Source organism: Streptomyces sp. NPDC020996 (assembly GCF_040641355.1).
In the GTDB taxonomy this organism is placed as follows: Bacteria; Actinomycetota; Actinomycetes; order Streptomycetales; family Streptomycetaceae; genus Streptomyces.
In genome coordinates this window covers 26,607-49,359 of sequence record NZ_JBFADM010000015.1, presented here as the reverse complement: position 1 = coordinate 49,359, position 22,753 = coordinate 26,607, and the positions used below count along the sequence as shown (strand labels likewise).

The following is a 22,753-nucleotide window of genomic DNA, read 5'->3' as shown; positions in this document are numbered from 1 at the left end:
AGCACCTCCGGACGGAAACGGCACTGAACGACAGGGAGGGCCCCGGCCAGAGACACACGGAGCCGGCTCCACTGGGACAGACCGAGAATCCTAGTCGGCGCCTCCGACAATCCGTCCGTGCCGGTACGGGACAGACAAGGCCCCTGCCCTGCGGATCACTTCCGCCGGAGCGGGGGCTTGCCCATATCCGGCGCCCGGCTCACCCGGCTCACCCGGCTCACCCGGCTCACCCGGCTCACCCGGCTCACCCGGCTCAGACGGTGGTGCGGGTCACCGGGATCCAGAGCTGTGCGCCGGACTGCGCCGCGTCGTGCTCGGACAGGCGTTCGTGAAGATCTTCTCGGATGGCATACCCGCCCGACCGGAGCGGGCACAGGATGTCGGGTGCGGCAGGGTCGGTCCTTCCTAACGTTGGTGATCGAAAGGGAAGGAGGCCGGAGTTGCTGGATCGGCTGAACCAGGCGATGGAGCACATCGAGGATCACCTCGACCAGCACATCGAGGCGTCCGCGTTGGCCCGGATCACGGTCACGTCCGAGTACCACTTCAGGCGGCTGTTCTCGTCGTTGGCGGGGATGCCGCTGTCGGAGTACGTCAGACGCCGGCGGCTCACCGTCGCGGGGGCGGAGGTACTGGCCGGGGAACCGACCTTGCTGGAGATCGCCGTCCGCTACGGCTACAGCTCGGGGGAGGCATTCGCCCGGGCGTTCCGCGCCGTGCACGGCGTCGGTCCGGGCGAGGCCAGGCGTACCGGCGCGGCCCTGAACTCGCAGCCCCGGCTGTCCTTCCGCCTCACCGTCGAAGGGAACAGCACCATGCGATACCGCATCGTGGAGAAGGAAGCATTCCGGGTCGTCGGCAAGAGGGCCCGGGTCCCGTTGATCTACCACGGCGCCAACCCGCACATCGCCGAGCACATCCGGAGCATCCCGCCGGAGACGATGCAGCGGATCGCCGGTCTCTCGGACCAGGAACCGGAAGGCGTGGTATCGGCGACCGTGCGCCTGTCGGACGGCTTCGAGGAGGGCAGCGAACTCGACTACTACCACGCCGTGGCGACGACGGCAGCCGAGCTGCCCGAGGACCTCGACGTGCTGGACTGCCCGGCGGGCACCTGGGCCGTGTTCGAGAACACCGGGCCGTTCCCGCAGGCGCTCCAGCAGATGTGGGCCGATGTGGCCGCCCAATGGATCCCGTCCAATCCGTACGAGTACCGTCCGGGACCCGAGATCCTGCGCACTCACCCGACTCAGCACGACCCGGCGCAGTCCGACTCGCAGCTGTGGATCCCGGTGACCCGCACCACGGTCAAGCCGACGATCGGTGGATCGGAAGGAAACGGCCCGGCCGGCGCCGACAACGACCGCTGATCGGAAGGACGCGACCCGGCCGGCGCCGACAACGACCGCTGATCGGAAGGACGCGACCCGGCCGGCGCCGACAACGACCGCTGATCGGAAGGACGCGACCCGGCCGGCGCCGACAACGACCGCCCGGGACGGACGACGCCCCCGCTCCGGCTGCAGCAATGCACCGGGCGGGGGCGTCCCCCTTCGCGGGCTACTCCCCGAGTACCCCCAACTGCTCCAGCAGTCCCGCACGGTCGTAACTCCACCAGCTCTCGCTGATCCGTCCGTCCCGGAACCGGTGCCACGTCGTGCCGGTCATGGTCACCTGCTGCCCGGTGGCCGTGATCCCCAGGAATTCGCCCTTGTGGGTGCCGTGCCAGGACCAGCGCGTGCACACCCGGTCGCCCTGCGCGATCTGGTCCTCGACCGTGAAGGAGAACTCGAAGGCCCGGCGCCATCCGGCGTACTCCTCGCGCGCCGCCCGCGGCCCGGTCTCCCGCGGGTTCGCGGGATCGTGGCCGGCGTAGTCGTCCGTGAACCGCTCGAACAGCGTCTCCGCGTCGGCCCGCCCGGCCTCGGCGAAGAACCGCCGCGCCGTCGCGAGGTCGAGCTGCTCGTCCCGGACGACGTCCAGACCGGTGAACGTCGGCACGTCCTCGCAGAGGGCGACCATCTCCTGGAAGATCCGGCCGGTCTCCGGGAGCCCCGAACTCCGCATCGCCTCGTCGTACGACGGGAACTCCACGATCTCGACGAAGTGCGACGCGTCCGACCGGTCCTTGCCGATCAGCGCGTGCGTCGCGGTCCGCTCGCCCCCGGTCTTCTCGACCCACGCGTCCATCAGCCGGTTCATCTCGTCGAACCGGCTGGTCCGGCAGTCGATGAGCTGTACGAAGGTCATGGCGCCGCCTCCGGCCCCTGGGCCCGGCCCGGTCGGACAGCACCATTCTTCCCACCGGTCGCCACGGCCGCTACCGGGCGGTCGCTGCCGGGCGGCCGCTACCGGGCGGCCGTAACCGGGCGGCCGCTACCGGGCGGCCGCTACTGGGGTCCGTACTTCCGACCGGTCTTGGAGGAGATCCCGCCCAGCAGCGCCCGGGGCGTCACCTTCACCAGGCCCATCAGCGCCTTGTAACGCGGATCGGGGATCGACAGCGACTTCCCGTGCGCCAGGTCCGCCAGCGCCGCCGCGACGAGTTTGTCCGCGTCCAGCCACATCCAGTTCGGGATGTTGTCCGTGCCCATCCCGGCCCGCTGGTGGAACTCCGTGCGCACGAAGCCGGGGCACAGCGCCATCAGCCGTACGCCGCTGCCCGCCAGGTCCTTCGCAGCGCCCTGCGTGAACTGCACGACCCATGCCTTCGACGCCCCGTACGTCCCGCGCGGCACGAAGGCGGCCACCGAGGCGACGTTGACCACGCCGCCGCGCCCCCGCTCCCGCATCGCCTCCGCCGCCGCCGACGTCAGCCGCAGCACCGCCTCGCAGTGCACCTTCAGCATCCTCAGCTCGTCCGCCATCGACACGTCGAGATAGCGGCCCTTGTTACCGAAGCCGGCGTTGTTGACCAGCAGGTCGACGGGGTTCTTGCGGTCGGACAGCCGGGCGGCCACCGCCTCGATGCCGTCGTCCGTGGCGAGGTCCGCGGTCAGGACCTCCGCCTCGATGCCGTGCCGGTCGTGCAGTTCGGTCGCCTGCTCGCGCAGCCGCTCGGTGTCGCGCGCCACGAGCACCAGGTCGTGCCCGTCGGCCGCCAGCCGACGTGCGAACGCGGCGCCGATGCCCGCGGTCGCTCCAGTGATCAGAGCCGTTGTCATGGCCCAAGCGTAGTTACCCGGACCGCGCGAGTCCGCTGTCTGCACAGGTCCCGGCGGTGGTGAAGCACCCGCGAAGAAGGCGACAACTGACGGGCCATCAGTTCGTGTGTCGCGCGGTGTACTTCCGTGCCGCCTCCGCCGACTCCGGGTGCAGCGCGTCCACGGCCGCCAACAGCCTTGGCAGCAAAGCCCGTTCCGTCGTCATCGCGCGGAACTGCAGGGCCACCGTCACGTCGTGTCCGGGCCGGTGCACGATCTCGACCGGGTCGCCGGCGCGGATCTCGCCGGGTTGTATCACCCGCAGATACGCACCCGGCGCACCCTTGAGTGTGAACCGCTTCACCCACCCCTTCTCACCCATATGGCCCTGAAAGGTGCGGCACGGTATCCGCCCGCAGGTCACCTCCAGCACCACCTCCGGTCCGATCTGCCAGCGCTCGCCGATCAGCGCGCCGGACACGTCCAGGCCCAGGGTGGTGAGGTTCTCGCCGAACGCGCCGTTCGCCGGCGGCCGCGCCAGCTCGCGCTCCCAGCCGTCGAGGTCCTCGCGCGCCACCGCGTACACCGCCTGGTGGTCACCGCCGTGGTGGCGCGTGTCGCACACCGCGTCCCCGGCGATCCCGCTCGCCCCCACGCCCTTCGGTCCCGGCGCGGCCACCCGCACCGGCCCGTCCGCGGGCCGCTTGTCGATGCCGGTCAGCCCCTGCGGCTGGTCCGTGTAGGGCACGGGGCGCGCGCGGCCGACGTTGACGGACAGAAGCTTCATGACCGCACGGTAGGGGACGGGCGGTCAAAGCGTCGACGCATTATTCGGCGCCCGGCCAAAGGACCGCTTATCCTCGGCGGTGTGCTCGAGGCTCGTCATCTGCGTGTACTGCGCGCCGTCGCCACCACCGGCTCCTTCTCCGCCGCGGGGCGCGCACTGGGCTGCACCCAGCCCGCCGTCAGCCAGCAGATCAAGGCCCTGGAGGCGTCGGTCGGCACTCCGCTGCTGGTCCGCAGCGGACGCGAGATGCGGCTGACCGAGGCCGGAGAGGCGCTCGTCCGGCACGCGGGCGGCATCCTCGCCGGGCTCACCGCCGCCGAGGAGGAGGTCGCCGCGATCGCCGGGCTGCGCGCCGGGCGCGTGCGGCTGGTGTCCTTCCCCAGCGGCAGCTCCACCCTCGTCCCGACGGCGCTCGCCGCCCTGCGCGCCGCGCATCCCGGCACCCGGGTCTTCCTGGAGGAGGCCGAGCCGCCGAAGTCGGTCGAACTGCTGCGCCAGGGCGACTGCGACATCGCGCTCGCCTTCCGGTACGAGGGCGCGCCGGGCGCGGAGGAGTGGGACGACCTCGTCGTACGGCCGCTGCTGACCGACCGGCTCGTCGGTCTGGTGCCGGAGCGGCACCGGCTCGCGGGCGCGGAGTCCGTCGGCATCGGCGAACTCGCCGCGGAGCCGTGGATCGCCGGCTGTCCGCGCTGCCGCGGGCAGTTGGTCGAGGTGTGCGAGAGCGCAGGATTCACCCCGCGCATCGACTTCGCCACCGACGACTATCCGGCGGTCGTCGGCCTGGTCGGCGCCGGCCTCGGCGTGGCCGTGCTGCCACAGCTCGCGCTGGAGGCCGTACGGCCCCGGCACGCGCGCGTGCTGACGCTGGAGCCGGCGGTGCGGCGGGAGATCGTCGCGCTGACGCTGCCGGACCTGGCGCAGGTGCCGGCGGTGGCGGCCACGCTGGACCAGCTCGCGCACGCGGCCGTCAGGTAGCCGGGGATCCGGTAGCCGGCCGTCCAGTAGCCGGCCGTCCGGTAGCCGGCCGTCCGGTAGCCGGGGGCCCGGTAGTAGGGGTGGGGCAGCGGGGGCCCGGTAGTAGGGGCGGGACAGTCGGGGATTCCGGTGGCCGGGGCGAGCCACCGGGGGCAAAAGGATGGGCACGCGTTCGCGTACCCATCGTGCCTTCCTTGAAGAAACGTTCCTTCAGTTGTTCGAGACGCTGTCCCCGCCGGTCGCCGACGCCGATACCAGCCGGTTGCGCGCCCTTCCCATGAGTTCTTCGCGCTCGTCCTCGGTCAGGCCGCCCCACACGCCGTACGGCTCGCGCACGGCCAGCGCGTGCGCCGCGCACTGTGCGCGGACGGGGCACCTCATACAGACCTCCTTGGCCGAGTTCTCACGAGCGCTCCGGGCCGCACCGCGCTCACCCTCCGGGTGGAAGAAGAGCGAGCTGTCCACTCCACGGCAGGCGGCCAGGAGCTGCCAGTCCCACAGGTCCGCGTTCGGTCCGGGAAGGCGGGAGAAATCTGCCATTACATGACCCCTTGTAGCCGTTCTGAGCGGATACGGTGGCGATGACCGCACAACTACGATCTAAGGAGATGAAAATATGACTCATTGCGAATCTAGCCTCAGACACCTGTAGATGGGAAGAAAAGGGTCCGAATGGGGCATGGCGTGTGGTGAAACGTGGTGAGTCCCCCGCGCATGTCTCCACCGTGTCCGGCCCCTCACGTAGAGTGCCGAAGATGGCACACGGCCCCGTAACTCTTTCGAGTGACCGTCGTTGAGAAGGCGGAGGCGGTTGGCACCGCAAGTGCTCGGGCAGGCGTCCGAGCGGGTCGACCGCACAGGTGACGATTCGTACCAGCCTGGAGGCTCAAGGTGACGTGCATCAGCTGCGGAGGGCGGCCATGACATCCGTCCTCGTCTGCGACGACTCCCCGCTCGCCCGAGAGGCGCTCCGCCGCGCGGTCGCGACCGTGCCCGGCGTCGAGCGCGTGACGACCGCGGCCAACGGCGAGGAAGTCCTCCGCCGCTGGGGCGCCGACCGCTCGGACCTGATCCTGATGGACGTGCGCATGCCCGGACTGGGCGGCGTCGAGACCGTGCGCCGGCTGCTGTCCGCCGACCCCGGCGCGCGCATCATCATGCTCACCGTGGCCGAGGACCTGGACGGCGTGGCCCTCGCGGTCGCCGCCGGCGCCCGGGGCTACCTGCACAAGGACGCCTCGCGCGCGGAGCTGCGCGCCACCGTCACGCAGGCCCTCGCCGACCCGACCTGGCGTCTGGCCCCCCGCCGGCTGCGCTCCGCCGAGATGGGCGCCGCGCCCACGCTCACCGCGCGTGAGATCCAGGTGCTGGAAGGCATGAGCCACGGCCGGTCCAACGCGGAGATCGGCCGTGAGCTGTTCCTCTCCGAGGACACCGTCAAGACGCACGCGCGCCGGCTGTTCAAGAAGCTCGGCGCCTCGGACCGGGCACACGCCGTGGCGCTCGGCTTCCGGTGGGGCCTGGTCCGCTAGGGACACTCCGTGCGCGGACACCTCTTGCGCAGATGCGCCGTGCGCGGACACCCCTTGCGCAGATGCGCCGTGCGCGGACACCCCTTGCGCAGACATGCCGTGCCCAGACTCGCCGTGCGCGGACACCCCGTGCCCGGACACCCCGTGCCCGGACACCCCGTCCGCGGACACGCCGTGCGTGGACACGCCGTGCGCAGCAGCGGGGCCCACGGACACCCCCGCCTGCCGTCGGGTGGGCGGGGCGAGGCGAGTCGCGGGGGGTCCGGACGTGCGGCACGCGCCCGCACCTCCTCGAATCCGCTGCGCGGAGGCGACCGCCGGGTGCCCGCTGCTCGTTTCGGCGCGGATGCCGCATCCTTGAGATGTGGAGTCTTCCGGGGACGAGTCGGTCGAGCGGAAGGGGAGGGCGCAGGGGATGAGTGCCGGCGCACCTGCTCATAACGCTTCGGTGCACAACATCGGGCGCGGTGCCGCGGACCGCAAGGCCGCAAGGCACCATGGACCGATGCGCGAGGACGAGGCGGCGGGCGCCGCGGGGGCGATCGGTGCGCTCGTCCACCGTGCCGTCGACGGGGACGAGCAGGCCACGCACGACCTGCTCGCCCATGTCCACCCGCTGGCCCTGCGCTACTGCCGCACCCGGCTGTCCCGGCTGCCCGGCGACGCGCGCCACTTCGTCGAGGACCTCGCGCAGGAAGTCTGCGTCGCCGTCCTCCTCGCCCTGCCGCGCTACAAGGACACCGGGCGTCCCTTCGAGGCGTTCGTCTTCGCCATCGCCGCCCACAAGGTCGCCGACCTGCAGCGCGCGGCCATGCGGCACCCCGGTTCGACGGCCGTCCCGTCCGACGAGATGCCGGAGCGCCCGGACGACTCGCTGGGCCCCGAGGAGCGGGCGCTGCTCAGCAGCGACGCCGAATGGGCCAAGAAACTGCTGGCCAACCTGCCCGAGAATCAGCGGGAGCTGCTGCTGCTGCGCATCGCGGTGGGTCTCACGGCCGAGGAGACCGGCCAGATGTTGGGAATGTCACCCGGGGCCGTGCGCGTCGCGCAGCACCGGGCGCTGAGCCGGCTGCGCGCGCTCGCCGAGCAGTAGGCGCCCCTCAGTTGAACAGGCGGTGCGCCGCTTCCGTAGGAACATGCGAGCCAGTTCCGTAGGAACATACGAACATCCGAAGCCCGCACAGGCCTAAAACCGTGGAATGGGACAGCCGCGCTTCCCGTTAGCATGGACATCCGCACCGAGCAAGGCCATTTGGGGAAGGTGTCATGACTGCCAACGTCGACGGAGTGCCCGGAAAATTCGCGACACTCGGGCTGACCTACGACGACGTGCTGCTGCTGCCGGGCCCGTCGGACATGGCACCCGACGAGATCGACACCGCCTCGTACGTCTCCAAGAACGTGCGGGTGAACATCCCGCTGCTGTCCGCCGCCATGGACAAGGTCACCGAGTCGCGCATGGCGATCGCGATGGCCCGCCAGGGCGGCGTCGGCGTCCTGCACCGCAACCTCTCCATCGAGGACCAGGCCAACCAGGTCGACCTGGTGAAGCGCTCGGAGTCCGGCATGGTGGCCGACCCGATCACGGTGCACCCGGACGCCACCCTCGCCGAGGCCGACGCGCTGTGCGCCAAGTTCCGCATCAGCGGCGTGCCCGTCACCGACGGGAACAAGAAGCTGCTCGGCATCGTCACCAACCGCGACATGGCCTTCGAGAACGACCGCACGCGCCAGGTCCGCGAGGTCATGACGCCGATGCCGCTGGTCACCGGCAAGGTCGGCATCTCCGGCGTCGAGGCCATGGAGCTGCTGCGCAAGCACAAGATCGAGAAGCTGCCGCTGGTCGACGACGAGGGCGTCCTCAAGGGCCTGATCACCGTCAAGGACTTCGTCAAGGCGGAGAAGTACCCGAACGCCGCCAAGGACGCCGAGGGCCGGCTGCTGGTCGGCGCCGCGGTCGGCGTGGCCGGTGACGCCTTCGAGCGCGCCCAGGCGCTGATCGAGGCGGGCGTCGACTTCATCGTCGTCGACACCGCGCACGGCCACTCCCGGCTGGTCGGCGACATGATCGCCAAGATCAAGTCGAACTCCTCCGTCGACGTCATCGGCGGCAACGTCGCCACCCGCGACGGCGCCCAGGCCCTCGTCGACGCGGGCGCCGACGCCATCAAGGTCGGCGTCGGCCCCGGCTCCATCTGCACCACCCGCGTCGTCGCCGGCATCGGCGTCCCGCAGGTCACGGCCATCTACGAGGCCGCGCTCGCCGCGAAGGACGCCGGCGTGCCGGTCATCGGCGACGGCGGCCTGCAGTACTCCGGCGACATCGCCAAGGCCCTGGTCGCGGGTGCCGACACGGTGATGCTGGGCTCGCTGCTCGCGGGCTGCGAGGAGTCGCCGGGCGAGCTGCTGTTCATCAACGGCAAGCAGTTCAAGTCCTACCGCGGCATGGGCTCGCTGGGCGCCATGCAGTCCCGCGGCGACCGCAAGTCGTTCTCCAAGGACCGCTACTTCCAGGAGGGCGTCGCCTCCGACGAGCAGCTGATCCCCGAGGGCATCGAGGGCCAGGTGCCCTACCGCGGCCCGCTCTCCTCGGTCGTGCACCAGCTGGTCGGCGGCCTGCGCCAGTCGATGTTCTACGTCGGCGGCCGGACGGTCCCGGAGCTGCAGGCCAGGGGCAAGTTCGTGCGGATCACCTCGGCGGGTCTGAAGGAGAGCCACCCGCACGACATCCAGATGACGGTCGAGGCGCCGAACTACGGCAGCAGGGCGTGACGCACGCGCACGCGTGAGGCACACCGAGGGCGGTCCCGGAACATCCGGGGCCGCCCTTGTCGTGCCCGTCGGCGATACTGGAAGACGCTGCAACGCATCAGGGAAAGGCCACAGACGTGACTGAGATCGAGATCGGGCGCGGCAAGCGCGGCCGCCGGGCGTACGCCTTCGACGACATCGCCGTCGTCCCCAGCCGCCGTACGCGGGACCCGAAGGAGGTCTCGATCGCCTGGCAGATCGACGCCTACCGCTTCGAGCTGCCCTTCCTGGCCGCCCCCATGGACTCGGTCGTCTCGCCGGCCACCGCGATCCGCATCGGCGAACTCGGCGGCCTGGGCGTGCTCAACCTCGAGGGCCTGTGGACGCGGTACGAGAACCCGCAGCCGCTGCTCGACGAGATCGCCGGGCTGGACTCCGACGCGGCGACCCGCCGCCTGCAGGAGATCTACGCGGCCCCCATCAAGGAGGAGCTGATCGGCGCGCGCATCAAGGAGGTGCGCGACTCGGGCGTGGTCACCGCGGCCGCGCTCTCCCCGCAGCGCACCGCGCAGTTCTCCAAGGCGGTCGTCGACGCGGGCGTGGACATCTTCGTCATCCGCGGCACCACGGTCTCGGCGGAGCACGTCTCCAGCGCGGCCGAGCCGCTGAACCTGAAGCAGTTCATCTACGAACTCGACGTGCCGGTGATCGTCGGCGGCTGCGCCACGTACACGGCGGCCCTGCACCTGATGCGCTCGGGCGCCGCGGGCGTACTGGTCGGCTTCGGCGGCGGGGCCGCGCACACCACGCGCAACGTGCTGGGCATCCAGGTCCCGATGGCGACGGCGGTCGCGGACGTGGCCGCCGCCCGCCGTGACTACATGGACGAGTCCGGCGGCCGGTACGTGCACGTGATCGCGGACGGCGGCGTCGGCTGGTCCGGCGACCTGCCCAAGGCGATCGCCTGCGGCGCCGACGCGGTGATGATGGGCTCCCCGCTGGCCCGCGCGACGGACGCGCCGGGCCAGGGCCACCACTGGGGCATGGAGGCGGTCAACGAGGAGCTGCCGCGCGGCAAGAAGGTCGACCTGGGCACGGTCGGCACCATCGAGGAGGTCCTGACGGGCCCGTCGCACACCCCCGACGGCTCGATGAACTTCTTCGGCGCGCTGCGGCGGGCCATGGCCACGACCGGCTACAGCGAGCTGAAGGAGTTCCAGCGGGTCGAGGTGACGGTGGCGGACTCCCAGCACAGGCGGTAGGCCGCACGGCACGCCCGAAAGGGCCCGGACCACGTTTCGGTCCGGGCCCTTTTTGCGCGCCTGGGGGCGAGTGGGGCGCGTTTGCGATGTAGGGGGCGCACGGTTGCGTTCAGGGCGAATGCGTGCTGAACGGGTCGTATGAGGCGATAGTGTCCGTGTCCGGCGACCCAGTCGTGTGGGGCGCCCCCTTCCAAGGACAAGGTTCCGGACCCCGGCCCTCGGGGCCCGGCCCGACATCCGACGTGCTGCCTACCGGGTCTCTGGGCGGCGTCGTGGAAGGGGCCCCCATGGGCCGCCACCGCAAGCCGACCCTCTGGGACCGATACCGTCTTCGGATGGTGCAGTGCCGGAGGAGGTGGATCTTGCGGCTTTTCGGATGGTGAGCGGCCGTCCCTATACACAGTAGGGACGGACACTCCGTGATCCATCCGGGAGCCTGCCGCAGTACCCGCTGCGGTGGGCTCCGCCTGTTCACAGGCTAGCGGCGCGGTGACCGGCATGCCAGCGGCCCCGGACGCGCGGCCGTCCGCGCGCGCCCCCTTCACAACCGGTGCGCCGCCCCCGTGGGCGTCGCCCCCCGCGTGTCCAGCAGCAGCTGCGCCTTCACCGACAGGCCCTGCAGGTCGTACGTGCGGTGCTGCTGGAGCAGGATCGTCAGGTCGGCGTCGGCCGCGGCCTCGTAGAGGGAGTCCGCGCGCGGGACCGGGCGGTCGAGGACGTTCCAGGACGGGACGTGCGGGTCGTGGTAGCTGACGAGGGCGCCGAGCTCCATCAGGCGCACGGCGACCTCCCGGGCGGGGGTGGCCTGCTGGTCGGCGAGGTCGGGCTTGTAGGTGACGCCCAGCAGCAGCACGCGCGCGCCCCGGGCCGACTTGCCGTGCTCGTTGAGGAGGGCGGCGGCGCGCTGGACGACGTAACGGGGCATCTGGGTGTTCACCTGCTGGGCGAGTTCGACCATGCGCAGGGGGCGGCCCGCGTGCCCGGCCAGGTCCTGCGGGACGGCGTGGCCGCCGACGCCGGGCCCGGGGCGGAAGGTGTGGAAGCCGAACGGCTTGGTCTCCGCGCAGCGCACGACGTCCCACAGGTCGACGCCCAGGTCGTGGCAGAGCACGGCCATCTCGTTGACCAGGGCGATGTTGACGTGCCGGAAGTTGGTCTCCAGCAGCTGCACGGTCTCCGCCTCGCGGGGGCCACGCGCGCGTACCACCTTGTCGGTGAGGCGGCCGTAGAACGCGGCGGCCGACTCGGTGCAGGCGGGGGTCAGGCCGCCGATCACCTTGGGGGTGTTGGCCGGGGTGTGGTCGCGGTTGCCGGGATCCACCCGGGTGGGTGAATAGGCGAGGTGGAAGTCGCGGCCGGCGCGCAGCCCGGAGCCCTCTTCGAGGAGCGGGCGCAGGAAGTCCTCGGTGGTGCCGGGGGGCACGGGCGACTCCAGGATCACGGTGGTGTGCGGGCGCAGGCGCGCCGCCAGCACCCGGGCCGCCGCCTCGACCTGGCCGAGGTCGAGTCCGCCGTCCGCGCCGCGCGGGGTCGGCGCGCAGATGACGGCGGTGCGGACGCGACCCAGTTCGGCGGGGCCGGAGGCGTGCCGGAAGCCTCCCGCGAGCATCCGGCGCAGCTCGGCGGGGCTGAGCGAGCCGGCTTCGGGTCCGGTGCGGTAGCCGAGTGTGGGGATGCCGGCGGCGACGGCCGCCTGGGCCAGGGGCAGGCCGTAGGGGCCGAGTCCGATGACGGCGAGATCTGCGGGCATGGCGTGGGCCGTCCTTCCCAGTAACCGACGCGGGACAGGTGCGCAAGCCCTGAGGGCAGAACGGGCGAGCGCAATGTCAGACTAGGAGTAAATATGACCGATATACGGCATTGGTCGTCTGTGTTTTCCGGCGGGCCGCGGGCCGTGAAGGTTGTCCACAGGCTGGGGGTGAGCGGTTGTCCACAGGCTGGGGCGAGTGGTGGCTGAAGCCGGGCGAGCCGGTCAGAATTTGGGCATGAGGGTAAGGAACCGGGCTTCGCCCACCGGGTGCGGCCTGCGCGACCGATAGCGGGAGAGCGGGAGGCAGCGGTGAGGACAGCGACTCTGGGACCGGCACAGCGCGCCGGGTCACTGGCGGCGATGACCGAGCGGGAACTGGACGTACTGGTGGTGGGCGGCGGCGTGGTCGGCGCGGGCACCGCCCTGGACGCCGTGACCCGCGGCCTGTCCACGGGCCTGGTCGAGGCGCGCGACTGGGCCTCGGGCACGTCCAGCAGGTCCAGCAAGCTGATCCACGGCGGCCTGCGCTACCTGGAGATGCTCGACTTCACGCTCGTCCGCGAGGCGCTGAAGGAACGCGGACTGCTGCTGGAGCGCCTCGCCCCGCACCTGGTGAAGCCGGTGCCGTTCCTGTATCCCCTGCAACGCCATGGCTGGGAGCGCCTGTACGCCGGGTCGGGTGTCGCGCTCTACGACGCCATGTCGATGACCCGCGGCCACGACCGGGGCCTGCCGATGCACCGTCACCTGAGCCGCCGTCACGCTCTCCGGGTGGCACCGGCGCTGAAGGCGTCCGCCCTCGTCGGGGCGCTCCAGTACTACGACGCCCAGGTCGACGACGCCCGCTTCGTGACGACGCTGGTGCGCACCGCCGCGTCGTACGGCGCGAAGGTCGCCAACCGCGCGCGCGTGACGGGCTTCCTGCGCGAGGGCGAACGGGTCGTCGGCGCGCGCGTGCTGGACGTCGAGGCGGGCGGCGAGTACGAGGTGCGCGCCCAGCAGATAGTCAACGCCACGGGCGTGTGGACCGACGACACACAGGCCATGGTGGGGGAGCGCGGCCAGTTCCACGTCCGGGCCTCCAAGGGCATCCACCTCGTCGTGCCCAAGGACCGCATCCACTCCTCGACCGGGCTGATCCTGCGCACCGAGAAGTCGGTGCTGTTCGTCATCCCGTGGGGCCGGCACTGGATCATCGGCACCACGGACACCGACTGGGACCTCGACAAGGCACACCCGGCCGCGTCCAGCGCGGACATCGACTACCTGCTGGAGCACGTCAACTCGGTGCTCGCGATACCGCTCACGCGCGACGACGTGGAGGGCGTGTACGCCGGTCTGCGCCCGCTGCTCGCGGGCGAGTCGGAGGCCACCAGCAAGCTGTCGCGGGAGCACACCGTGGCGCACCCGGTGCCGGGGCTGGTGGTGGTGGCCGGCGGCAAGTACACCACCTACCGGGTGATGGCCAAGGACGCGGTGGACGCGGCGGTGCACGGCCTCGACCTGCGGGTCGCCGAGAGCGTGACGGAGGACGTCCCGCTGCTGGGGGCGGAGGGCTACCGGGCGCTGTGGAACGCGCGGGCGCGGATCGCCGCCCGGACCGGCCTGCACGTGGCGCGCGTGGAGCACCTGTTGAACAGGTTCGGCACCATGGCGGAGGAGGTCTTCGACCTCGTCGCCGCCGACGCCTCCCTGGGCCGGCCCCTGCAGGGCGCCGACGACTATCTGCGCGCCGAGGTCGTGTACGCCGCCTCGCACGAGGGCGCCCGGCACCTGGACGACGTGCTGACCCGGCGCACCCGCATCTCGATAGAGACGTTCGACCGGGGCACGCGCTGCGCCCGTGAGGCCGCCGAACTGATGGCGCCGGTGCTCGGCTGGGACAAGGACCACGTCGAACGCGAGGTCGAGCACTACGAGAAGCGGGTGGAGGCCGAGCGGGAGTCGCAGCGGCAGCCGGACGACCTGACGGCGGACGCGGCGCGGCTGGGGGCGCCGGACATCGTGCCGTTGTGACGGCGGGCGGGGTCGCTGGTGGGGCGGCGCGGCAGGCGGTCCCTGCGGTCCCCCGGCGGTCCCTGTGGTCCCTGTGGCTCGGGTGGTCCTCGCGGGTCCGGTGGTCCCTGTGGCTCGGGTGGTCCTCGCGGGTCCGGCGGTCCCTGCGGCTCGGGGTCCCTGTGGCTCGGGTGGTCCTCGCGGCTCGGGTGGTCCTCGCGGCTCGGGTGGTCCTCGCGGCTCGGGTGGTCCTTGTGGCTCCGGTGGTCCTCGCGGGTCCGGTGGTCCCTGCGGCTCGGGGTCCCTGTGGCTCGGGTGGTCCTCGCGGGTCCGGCGGTCCGTGCGGCTCGGGGTCCCTGTGGCTCGGGTGGTCCTCGCGGGTCCGGCGGTTCTGCGGCTCGGGTGGTCCCTGGGGCTCGGGCTGTCCCGGCGGATCGTGGTGACTGTCCGGCTTCACTCGAACGAGTGGCGCGAGGTGGGATCTCCGTTCGGGGCCCGGTCGTTCTACGGGGTGCGAGGGCAGAACTCGGCGGCGAGCAGGCGGGGCTCCAGGCCGGGATCCGCGATCGACGTCGTGTTCACGTGGAAGGTGAGGACGCGACGGCCGTCGACGGTGGCCGCGGTGCGCACGTAGCTGCCGGTGATGCGCCCGTTGTGCCCCCACACCGTGACGCCGCACGGCAGCCTCGCGGGGAACAGGCCCATGCCGTACGCGCCGTGTGCGGCACGGGTGTCGAGCATCTCGTGCAGGGCACGCGCCGGCAGCAGCTCGCCGCCGAGCAGCGCCGCGTAGAAGCGGTTCAGGTCGGCGAGCGTGGTCACCAACTCGCCCGCGGCGCCGGCCACTCGCGGGTCGATGTCGGTGACGTCGGTCCCGTCGGCGTCGTAGGCGCGGCCGTGCGGGGAGGGAAGAGTGGCGCGGGAACCGGGAAAGGAGGTGCCGGTCAGACCCAGCGGAGCGATGATCCGGCGTTCGGCCTCGGCGGCGTAGGAGCGGCCGGTGACCCGCTCGACGACCAGGCCGAGCAGGACGTAGTTGGTGTTGGAGTAGGCGAAGCGGCCGCGAGCGGCCGGGGGATGGGTGAGCGCGATGTGCAATGCCTGACGCGGGGAGACGGGGACGACGCCCCCGGTGTCCCGGGTGAAGTCGTACAGGCCGCTGGTGTGGGTGAGCAGGGCGCGCAGGGTCAGCGCGCGGCCGTCGTTGCCCGCTCCGCGCACCACGCCCGGCAGGTGCCGCTCCACGGTGTCGGACAGGGACAGCCGGTGCTGCGCGGCCAGTTGCAGGACGACCGTCGCGAGGAAGGTCTTCGTGATGCTGCCGGCGCGGAAGTGGTCGGCGCGGGCGATGCCCCGGCCGACCCCGTCGTAGCGGGTACCGGTCTCCTCCTGGGCGAGCAGGGCCGCGGCGGGGGTTCCGCCCCGGGTGACCAGCAGCGGGAGGACGGCGTCCGTCGCCGGTACCGAAGGTGCGGAGGAGGCGGCCGGGGCCAGGGCGAGCAGGGCGACGGCCAGCGGTACGGCCAGTAGTGTCCGAATCGGTGGCATCGCAGGGGTCCTTCCCTTGTCGCGGCCCATCATCCAGGGTGGCTGAAATGGCACTTCACCGGGTCCGGGCCCGCGGCGGCCGGGGCGCGGGGGCGTCCGGAGCCGGGTGCACCGAGTGTCCGGAACCATACGGGCCGGGTGCGCCGGGGCCGACAGGACGCCATAAGCACCCTGGGCGTCGGGCACTTGTCGGGTGAGGGACAATGGAGGCTCTGTCAGGGCGGGTTGCATGAGGGGACGCATGTCGGAGGCGGAGCGGGCGGGCACATCCCGTCAGGACACTCGTCAGGACAACAGCGAGCGTCTTCTCGCCGGGCGGTACCGGCTGGGAAAGGTGCTCGGCCGCGGCGGCATGGGCACGGTGTGGCGCGCCGAGGACGAGACCCTGGGCCGGACGGTCGCCGTCAAGGAACTGCGGTTCCCGGCGAACATCGACGAAGAGGAGAAGCGCCGCCTCATCACGCGCACGCTGCGCGAGGCGAAGGCGATCGCGCGGATCCGCAACAACAGCGCCGTGACGGTCTTCGACGTGGTCGACGAGGACGACCGGCCGTGGATCGTGATGGAACTCGTCGAGGGCAAGTCGCTCGCCGAGGTCATCCGGGAGGACGGCCTGCTGGAGCCGAAGCGGGCCGCCGAGGTCGGCCTCGCCGTCCTCGACGTGCTCAGGTCGGCGCACCGCGAAGGCATCCTGCACCGCGACGTCAAGCCGTCCAACGTGCTGCTGGAGTCCGGGACCGACCGGGTCGTGCTCACCGACTTCGGCATCGCCCAGGTCGAGGGCGACCCGTCCATCACCTCGACGGGCATGCTCGTCGGCGCGCCCTCCTACATCTCCCCGGAGCGCGCCCGCGGGCACAAGCCGGGCCCCGCGGCCGACCTGTGGTCGCTCGGCGGGCTGCTGTACGCGGCGGTCGAGGGCGTCCCGCCGTACGACAAGGGCTCCGCGATCGCGACCCTCACCGCGGTGATGACCGAGCCGCTGGAGGAACCGAAGAACGCCGGGCCGCTGCGGGACGTCATCTACGGCCTGCTCACCAAGGACCCCGCGCAGCGGCTCGACGACGCTGGTGCGCGGGCGATGCTGAACGCCGTCATCCACGCGCCCGGCCCGGAGGCGGACCCGTCCGAGCCGGCCGACGCGACGAAGGTCGTGCCGCTGCCCGAGCAGCCCGACCGGCGGCGCGGGGCGCTGCGTTCGGTGCGGAAGGCCGGCCTGGTCACCGGAGCGGCCGCTGACGCCGCCAAGACCCGCGGCAAGCGGGAAGGCGGCACCGCGGACGAGGGAGCACCTGCCGCCTCGGCGTCGCCGGCCGCCGCGAAGCCCTCCCCGGCCGCTTCGGCGACTGCCGCCCCGTCCGCCGCGGCGGCCTCACAGGGGGGACCGAACGCGGCGGCGCAGGGGGACAACACGCGCTCCGGCGGGCAGAGTTCGGGCTGGCCCGTGATGACCCCGCCGGATCTGCCGCCGCGGCCGGCGCCCCGGGCGCCGCTCACCGACGTGGTGCCGAGGCGGACGCTGGTCATCCTCGCGGTGGCCGTGGCGCTCGCCGTGCTCGGCACCGTGCTGGCCTTCACCCTCGGCGGGGACGACGACAAGGGCTCGCAGGGCGCCGGGAACGGCGCGGGCAAGACCGCCGCGAGCGCGAGTGCCGGCCCCGACACCAAGGAGGACAAGGGCGACGGGACCCGTACGGACGGGTCCGCGACGCCCTCCTCCGCGTCGGCGTCCCCGACGTCCGGCGACTCCGGCGCGAGCGCGTCCAACTCGAGCGGTACGGGCACGGGTGGCGCGGCCACCGGCGGTTCGTCCGGTGACGGCGGCGCGGCCGAGTCGACGTACCACGGGAGCCAGGGGTACTCGATCGGTCTGCCCGAAGGCTGGAAGTACCAGTCGACGGGGGCCGCGGGAGACCGGTTCACCGGGCCCGACGGGCAGAAGCTCCTCATAGGCTGGACGTCCACGCCCAAGAGCGACCCGGTGGCCGACTGGAAGAACCAGGAGCGCTACATGACGCGCTCTCAGTACCACAGGATCCGCATAGAGAAGGTGGACTACCGCGGCTGGAACACGGCCGACTGGGAATTCACCTATCAGGAGAGCGGGACGAAGTACCGGACCATCGACCGGGGGTTCGTGGTCAACGACCATCTCGGACACGCGCTGATGTACACCGCGAAAGCCGCGAAGTGGGACACCGGCCTGCGTAAGGACACCTGGAAGACCCTCGCGAAGACGTTCGAACCCAAGTCGTGACGCTCGCGTCCCGTGTTCGGGGCGCGAGATCTGACATCCCCTCTCTGCGGGTTGCCTCCGGCACGTATCGTGAAGGCTTGCGGACCGTACGCAGCCGGGCGGAGTCACGGAACGGGACGCGAGGCGAACGGATCTGACCAACCGGACGGCCGGGGGAGGCAACGTGGACGACTACGCGGGACGGGTTCTCGCCGACCGTTACCGTCTGCCGCTACCGCCCTCGGACGAGTACGAACTCACCGAGACCCGGGCCTTCGACACCTACAGCGGGCAGGAAGTCCTCGTCCGCCAGGTCCCGTTGCCGGAGATCGTCGAGGCGGAGGTGCTCGACGCGGAGGGGCTGCCCGACGGTTTCACAGCGCGTGACCGGGGGACGCGGCGCACCCCGGGCCGCGGCGGGCCGCGGCGGCCCACCGATCCGGCCGTACGGCGGGCGGTCGAGGCCGCGCAGGCCGCCGCCCGGATCCCCGACCACCCGCGGCTGGACCAGGTCTTCGACGTGTTCGCCGAGGGCGGTTCGCTGTGGATCGTCAGCGAGCTGGTGGCCGCGCGGCCGCTCGCCGCCCTGCTCGCCGAGAAGCCGCTGACGCCGTACCGGGCGGCCGAGGTCGCCTCCGACGTCCTGATGGCGCTGCGGGTGCTGCACGCCCACGGCTGGGTGCACCGGAACATCACCGCCCGGACCGTACTCGTCTGCGACGACGGCCGGGTCATGCTGACCGGCCTCGCGGTGGGCGCCGCCGAGGAGGCGCTGTGCGGCTACGACCCGGTGCCGGCGCCGGACGACGACGAGCACACCGGGCCGGGCGCGGCGCAGCCCGGCGGCGCGGGGGCGGCCGACGGCCACGGCGGCCCCGGGGGTTCCGGAGGTCCTGCTGGTCCCGGTGGTCCCGGCGGTCCCGGCGGCCCGGGCGGGGCGTTCGCCGGGGATCCGGAGGCCGCGCGGCGGGCCGCGATCGAGGCACGGGCCGCCGGCGGACTGCCCGCGGCCACGGCCACGGCCGGCGGCGGCACCGCGAACGGCGCCTCGGGCGCCCTCGCGCGCGGCGCGCTCGAAACGGGCGGAGACATCAGAGCCGCCCGCGCCGGGGCCATCGCCGCCTACCGGGCGGGCGCCCGGGCGGCGGCCCGCGTCCAGGAGACGCAGCAGGCCGGACGGACGGCTCTGCCCGGAGCCCACCCCGCCTCCGAGAGCGGCGCGGTGACCCAGGAGGGCAACCCGGCACCGCAGCCCGGCACCACGACACCTCCGGGCCAGATAGCCGACCCCTACGGCGTGGGCGGCAAGCCCTGGCACGGCGCGTCTCCCCGCACCACGGCGGGCCCCGGACCGGCGGCAGGGGCACTCCCCCCGGCCGTCGGCACCTCGACGGGCCACACCCCTGGCGCCCCCGGCACCCCTGGCGCCCCCGGCACCCCCGGAGCTTCCGGCACCCCCGACAGCCATGCGGCTCCCGCCGCCCAGCCGACGGGCCGCTGGGACGACCTGGTGGCTGGCACCCCCGTCCGCCACCGCGGCCCGGCCACCGCACTCGCCGCCGAACGGGCCCGGCAGGCGCGGATGGCGGTCGTGGGTCCGGTGACCGAGCGGTGGGCGCCGGAGCAGGCCGGGCCCGTGCACGAGAACTGGCAGCTCGCACCGCCCATCGGGCCTGCGACCGACCTGTGGGGGCTCGGGGCGCTCCTGTTCAGAGCCGTGCAGGGGCACGCGCCGTACCCGGAGGAGTCGACGGCCGAACTGGTGCAGATGGTGTGCGCCGAACCGCCCGCCTTCGCCGAGGAGTGCGGGCCGCTCAGGCCGGTCGTGGAGTCGTTGCTGCGCCAGGACCCGACCGAGCGCCTGGACTTCGAGGAACTGGGGGGCTGGCTGCGGTCGCTGGTGCGGTCCGCGCCCGAACCGGACGCCGGCACCCACGTCGTCCCGGCGCCGCCCGTCGACGTCAGCCGGCTCCCGGTCGTGCGGCGGCGGGGCGAGCTGGTGCGCAGACGGCGCGCCGGACTGCCCGCGACCACTCCGCACGGGCGGCACAAGCGGTCCCGGCAGGAGGCGCGTTCGCCGCGCCGGCTCGGCCGCACCCTGCTGGTGCTGATCCTGCTCCTGCTGGCCGGGGCGGTCGCCTACGCCGTGATGTTCATGCCGAAGGCCGGCGACCACGGCGCGGCGAGCGGCGACCGCACCGGAGTGGCGGGCCAAGCCGGCCCGGCGCCCGAGCAGTCGGACAGCGCGAGCAGCGAGCCGCGGCCCGACCAGACCTCGCCCGGGTCCGAGCCCAGCGCGTCGAAGTCGGCCGCCGCCACCGAGACCCAGACCACCGGCCCCGACGTCGCCGACGGCTTCACCCTGCGCACCGACCCGGAGGGCTTCCAGGTCGCCGTGGCCAAGGGCTGGTCCCGCACGCCCAAGAACAACTGGAACCAGGTGGTCTACGCGCACGGCGACTTCGAGCTCATCGTCGTGCCCGGCCGGGACGGGGCGGGCACCTACGGCAGCGACCCGATGGCCTACCAGCGGGACAAGGAACACGAGTTGCAGCCCTACCGCAGCTCCAGCTGGGCCACCGCCACCGGTCTGCGGACCATCGAGGTGGGCGGACGGACCATGGCCGAAGGGCAGTTCACCTGGACGGACGACGCGGGGCACGACCTCTTCGTACGCAACCTCGCGATCCTGGTGAACGGCCGCTACCACGTCGTACAGGTCCGCGGACCGGAGTCGGAACGGGACGAGGTGACGCGGCTGTTCGAGCAGGCGTCGGCCACGTACCGGGTCACCCGCTGACCCCGCCCCCCGACGGTCCGTGACGGGCCCGAACGGTTGCTCTCCGAAGCCGGGAGCGACAACCGTCACAGTGCGGTCTCCGTGGCGTGCCGCCGCTTCCCGCGACGCGGGCCGATCCTTAGTCTGACTTTGTCAAGACCATTGCGGGGGCACGTGAATCAGATGCAGGGCCAGCTCGTCGCGGGCCGCTACCGGCTCGCCGACTCGATCGGTACCGGCGGCATGGGCCGCGTGTGGCGTGCCCACGACGAGGTGCTGCACCGGGCCGTCGCCATCAAGGAGCTGACGGCCGCGCTCTACGTCTCCGAGAGCGACCGGGAGCGCCTGCTCGCCCGCACCCGGGCCGAGGCCCGTGCCGCCGCGCGGATCAACCACTCCGCCGTCGTCACCGTGCACGACGTGCTCGAGCACGACGGCCGCCCGTGGATCGTGATGGAGCTGGTCGAGGGGCACTCGCTGGCCGAGGCGGTCCGGCAGCACGGCCGGTTCGAGCCCACCGAGGCCGCCCGCATCGGCCTGTGGGTGCTGCGCGCGCTGCGCGCCGCGCACGCAGCAGGCGTCCTGCACCGCGACGTCAAGCCCGGCAACGTCCTCCTCGGACACGACGGGCGTGTCCTGCTCACCGACTTCGGCATAGCCCAGATCGAGGGCGACACCACCATCACGCGCACCGGGGAGGTCGTCGGCTCGGTCGACTACCTCGCCCCCGAGCGCGTCCGCGGACACGATCCCGGTCCGTCCTCCGACCTGTGGGCGCTCGGCGCCACGCTCTACACGGCCGTCGAGGGCAGGTCGCCGTTCCGGCGCACCTCGCCGCTGTCCACCATGCAGGCGGTCGTCGAGGAGGCGGCCGACGAGCCGCAGCACGCCGGCCCGCTCGGGCCCGTCATCGCCGCGCTGCTGCACAAGGACCCCGCCGCGCGCCCCGGCGCCGACGCGGCCGAGCAGCTGCTCGCCGAGGCCGCCGAGGGGCGCCGGCCCGACGCGGCGCAGGCGTTCGTGCCCACGCAGGCCACGCAGGCCGGACCCGTCCGCCGCGCCCCGGAGCCGCGCACCGGGCCGCACCCGGCCACCGCCACGCCGTACCCCCAGGTCACCGGACCGACGGCCATCCGACTCCCGACGGCCGGACCCCCGACGGCCGGACCCACGGTCACCGGACCCACGGTCACCGGACCCACCGCGGCCGGACCCACGCAGGCCGGCCCCGCGCACCGCACGCCCACGCCGCCCGAACGCCGGCGCCTGCGCCTGCGCACCTTCGCGCTCGCGCTGGCCCTGGCCGCGATCGTCGGCGCGGGCACCGTCGTGGCGCTGCAGAAGTGGGAGGCGGGACGGCAGAGCGGCACAGCCGGGGGAACCGCGTCGCCGACGCCAACCCCCTCCCCGACCGCGACGAACACGCTCACCGGCCAGCCCGGGGGAATCGTTCCCGCCACGTGGAAGCGCTACGACGACCCGTGGGGTTTCAGCGTCTACCTGCCCCCCGGCTGGAAGCGGCAGGTCGTCGAATTCGAAGGCGACCCGAGTCAGGCCGACCCCGACCTGAGACAGGTCGACTACACGCCCGACGGCGGCGAGCACTTCCTCCGCATCGCCGTCGACACCTCGCCCGACTTCAACGACGCCTACTCGCACCAGTCCGACCTGGAGCAGCAACTGCAGCGGCTGGTCGACTACAACGTCATACGGCTCCAGCAGAACGTCTACCGCGACCGCAGCGGCTCCATCTGGGAGTACACCTGGACCGCGCAGCCCAAGGACACGCCGTTCCCCGGCCCGCGGCGCGCCGTCGAGGAGGCGTACATGTCCCGGAACGGCGCCGAGTACGTGCTCTACATGTCCTCGCCGGCGGCGGACTGGGCGCGCACCAGCAAGCAGTTCACGGCGGTGCTGCGGGGCTGGCAGGAACAGACGCCCTGATCCGGCCGGACTGACGGAGTTGGCCGGTCGGCGTCCCGGAGCCGGTCC

The 22,753-nt window shown here is 72.6% G+C and carries 16 protein-coding genes; 10 read left to right on the top strand and 6 right to left on the bottom strand.

What is annotated here, in order from left to right:
* Positions 1 to 440: 440 nt before the first annotated feature.
* Positions 441 to 1,370, top strand: a complete 930-nt coding sequence (locus AB0G63_RS13610) for an AraC family transcriptional regulator (protein ID WP_360749072.1) — start codon at positions 441 to 443, stop codon at positions 1,368 to 1,370.
* Between the two features lie 190 nt (positions 1,371 to 1,560).
* Here AB0G63_RS13610 and AB0G63_RS13605 read toward each other — a convergent pair whose 3' ends face one another.
* The 3 genes from AB0G63_RS13605 to AB0G63_RS13595 all read right to left on the bottom strand — a co-directional run bounded on the left by AB0G63_RS13605 (position 1,561) and on the right by AB0G63_RS13595 (position 3,930).
* A complete protein-coding gene (locus tag AB0G63_RS13605; RefSeq protein ID WP_360749070.1) occupies positions 1,561 to 2,250 on the bottom strand; it encodes an ester cyclase in 690 nt (229 codons plus the stop codon).
* Between the two features lie 140 nt (positions 2,251 to 2,390).
* Positions 2,391 to 3,164, bottom strand: a complete 774-nt coding sequence (locus tag AB0G63_RS13600) for an SDR family oxidoreductase (protein WP_360749067.1) — start codon at positions 3,162 to 3,164, stop codon at positions 2,391 to 2,393.
* Positions 3,165 to 3,261: 97 nt separating this feature from the next.
* Positions 3,262 to 3,930 carry an MOSC domain-containing protein gene (locus AB0G63_RS13595; protein WP_360749064.1) on the bottom strand — a complete coding sequence of 223 codons (669 nt, stop codon included), beginning with the start codon at positions 3,928 to 3,930 and terminating at the stop codon, positions 3,262 to 3,264.
* A gap of 81 nt (positions 3,931 to 4,011) precedes the next feature.
* Between AB0G63_RS13595 and AB0G63_RS13590 the strand changes: the two genes are divergently transcribed.
* Positions 4,012 to 4,908: a LysR family transcriptional regulator gene (locus tag AB0G63_RS13590; RefSeq protein WP_351893961.1), complete on the top strand. Its 897-nt coding sequence runs from the start codon at positions 4,012 to 4,014 to the stop codon at positions 4,906 to 4,908.
* Positions 4,909 to 5,118: 210 nt separating this feature from the next.
* Here the strand turns inward: AB0G63_RS13590 and AB0G63_RS13585 are convergent, their stop codons facing one another.
* Positions 5,119 to 5,448 (bottom strand): WhiB family transcriptional regulator, encoded by a 330-nt coding sequence (locus tag AB0G63_RS13585; RefSeq protein ID WP_351893959.1) that lies wholly within the window; start codon positions 5,446 to 5,448, stop codon positions 5,119 to 5,121.
* Between the two features lie 380 nt (positions 5,449 to 5,828).
* On the opposite strand from AB0G63_RS13585, the gene AB0G63_RS13580 reads away from it, so the two are divergent.
* From AB0G63_RS13580 to AB0G63_RS13565, 4 genes are all read left to right on the top strand, one after another.
* On the top strand, positions 5,829 to 6,440 hold the full coding sequence (locus AB0G63_RS13580; protein WP_003948568.1) for a response regulator transcription factor: 612 nt from the start codon (positions 5,829 to 5,831) through the stop codon (positions 6,438 to 6,440).
* Between the two features lie 505 nt (positions 6,441 to 6,945).
* Complete coding sequence (locus AB0G63_RS13575) at positions 6,946 to 7,533, top strand: sigma-70 family RNA polymerase sigma factor (RefSeq protein WP_108013267.1); 588 nt, start codon at positions 6,946 to 6,948, stop codon at positions 7,531 to 7,533.
* A gap of 173 nt (positions 7,534 to 7,706) precedes the next feature.
* On the top strand, positions 7,707 to 9,212 hold the full coding sequence (gene guaB, locus AB0G63_RS13570; RefSeq protein WP_360749059.1) for an IMP dehydrogenase: 1,506 nt from the start codon (positions 7,707 to 7,709) through the stop codon (positions 9,210 to 9,212).
* Positions 9,213 to 9,328: 116 nt separating this feature from the next.
* The gene (locus AB0G63_RS13565; protein ID WP_360749056.1) at positions 9,329 to 10,453 is read left to right on the top strand and encodes a GuaB3 family IMP dehydrogenase-related protein; all 1,125 of its coding nucleotides are present in this window, start codon (positions 9,329 to 9,331) and stop codon (positions 10,451 to 10,453) included.
* Positions 10,454 to 10,994: 541 nt separating this feature from the next.
* Here the strand turns inward: AB0G63_RS13565 and AB0G63_RS13560 are convergent.
* On the bottom strand, positions 10,995 to 12,203 hold the full coding sequence (locus tag AB0G63_RS13560; protein ID WP_360749053.1) for a nucleotide sugar dehydrogenase: 1,209 nt from the start codon (positions 12,201 to 12,203) through the stop codon (positions 10,995 to 10,997).
* Positions 12,204 to 12,512: 309 nt separating this feature from the next.
* On the opposite strand from AB0G63_RS13560, the gene AB0G63_RS13555 reads away from it, so the two are divergent.
* Complete coding sequence (locus tag AB0G63_RS13555; RefSeq protein ID WP_360749050.1) at positions 12,513 to 14,219, top strand: glycerol-3-phosphate dehydrogenase/oxidase; 1,707 nt, start codon at positions 12,513 to 12,515, stop codon at positions 14,217 to 14,219.
* Positions 14,220 to 14,702: 483 nt separating this feature from the next.
* Here the strand turns inward: AB0G63_RS13555 and AB0G63_RS13550 are convergent, their stop codons facing one another.
* Positions 14,703 to 15,746, bottom strand: coding sequence for a serine hydrolase domain-containing protein (locus tag AB0G63_RS13550; RefSeq protein ID WP_360749047.1), 1,044 nt, complete (start codon positions 15,744 to 15,746; stop codon positions 14,703 to 14,705).
* 241 nt (positions 15,747 to 15,987) lie between these two features.
* Here AB0G63_RS13550 and AB0G63_RS13545 point away from each other — a divergent pair, with 241 nt between their 5' ends.
* The 3 genes from AB0G63_RS13545 (at position 15,988) to AB0G63_RS13535 (ending at position 22,705) form a co-directional block, all read left to right on the top strand.
* On the top strand, positions 15,988 to 18,003 hold the full coding sequence (locus AB0G63_RS13545) for a serine/threonine-protein kinase (RefSeq protein ID WP_360749045.1): 2,016 nt from the start codon (positions 15,988 to 15,990) through the stop codon (positions 18,001 to 18,003).
* Between the two features lie 163 nt (positions 18,004 to 18,166).
* Complete coding sequence (locus tag AB0G63_RS13540; protein ID WP_360749042.1) at positions 18,167 to 20,782, top strand: protein kinase; 2,616 nt, start codon at positions 18,167 to 18,169, stop codon at positions 20,780 to 20,782.
* Positions 20,783 to 20,944: 162 nt separating this feature from the next.
* Positions 20,945 to 22,705 (top strand): protein kinase, encoded by a 1,761-nt coding sequence (locus tag AB0G63_RS13535; RefSeq protein ID WP_360749275.1) that lies wholly within the window; start codon positions 20,945 to 20,947, stop codon positions 22,703 to 22,705.
* Positions 22,706 to 22,753 lie beyond the last annotated feature (48 nt).

What these genes read in the sequence shown, in the direction of transcription:
- AB0G63_RS13605 (WP_360749070.1), bottom strand. Translation starts at nt 2,250, where the DNA reads ATGACCTTCGTACAGCTCATCGACTGCCGGACCAGCCGGTTCGACGAG.
- AB0G63_RS13600 (WP_360749067.1), bottom strand. Translation starts at nt 3,164, where the DNA reads ATGACAACGGCTCTGATCACTGGAGCGACCGCGGGCATCGGCGCCGCG.
- AB0G63_RS13595 (WP_360749064.1), bottom strand. Translation starts at nt 3,930, where the DNA reads ATGAAGCTTCTGTCCGTCAACGTCGGCCGCGCGCGCCCCGTGCCCTAC.
- AB0G63_RS13585 (WP_351893959.1), bottom strand. Translation starts at nt 5,448, where the DNA reads ATGGCAGATTTCTCCCGCCTTCCCGGACCGAACGCGGACCTGTGGGAC.
- AB0G63_RS13580 (WP_003948568.1), top strand. Translation starts at nt 5,829, where the DNA reads ATGACATCCGTCCTCGTCTGCGACGACTCCCCGCTCGCCCGAGAGGCG.
- AB0G63_RS13575 (WP_108013267.1), top strand. Translation starts at nt 6,946, where the DNA reads ATGCGCGAGGACGAGGCGGCGGGCGCCGCGGGGGCGATCGGTGCGCTC.
- guaB (WP_360749059.1), top strand. Translation starts at nt 7,707, where the DNA reads ATGACTGCCAACGTCGACGGAGTGCCCGGAAAATTCGCGACACTCGGG.
- AB0G63_RS13560 (WP_360749053.1), bottom strand. Translation starts at nt 12,203, where the DNA reads ATGCCCGCAGATCTCGCCGTCATCGGACTCGGCCCCTACGGCCTGCCC.
- AB0G63_RS13550 (WP_360749047.1), bottom strand. Translation starts at nt 15,746, where the DNA reads ATGCCACCGATTCGGACACTACTGGCCGTACCGCTGGCCGTCGCCCTG.
- AB0G63_RS13545 (WP_360749045.1), top strand. Translation starts at nt 15,988, where the DNA reads ATGTCGGAGGCGGAGCGGGCGGGCACATCCCGTCAGGACACTCGTCAG.
- AB0G63_RS13535 (WP_360749275.1), top strand. Translation starts at nt 20,945, where the DNA reads ATGCAGGGCCAGCTCGTCGCGGGCCGCTACCGGCTCGCCGACTCGATC.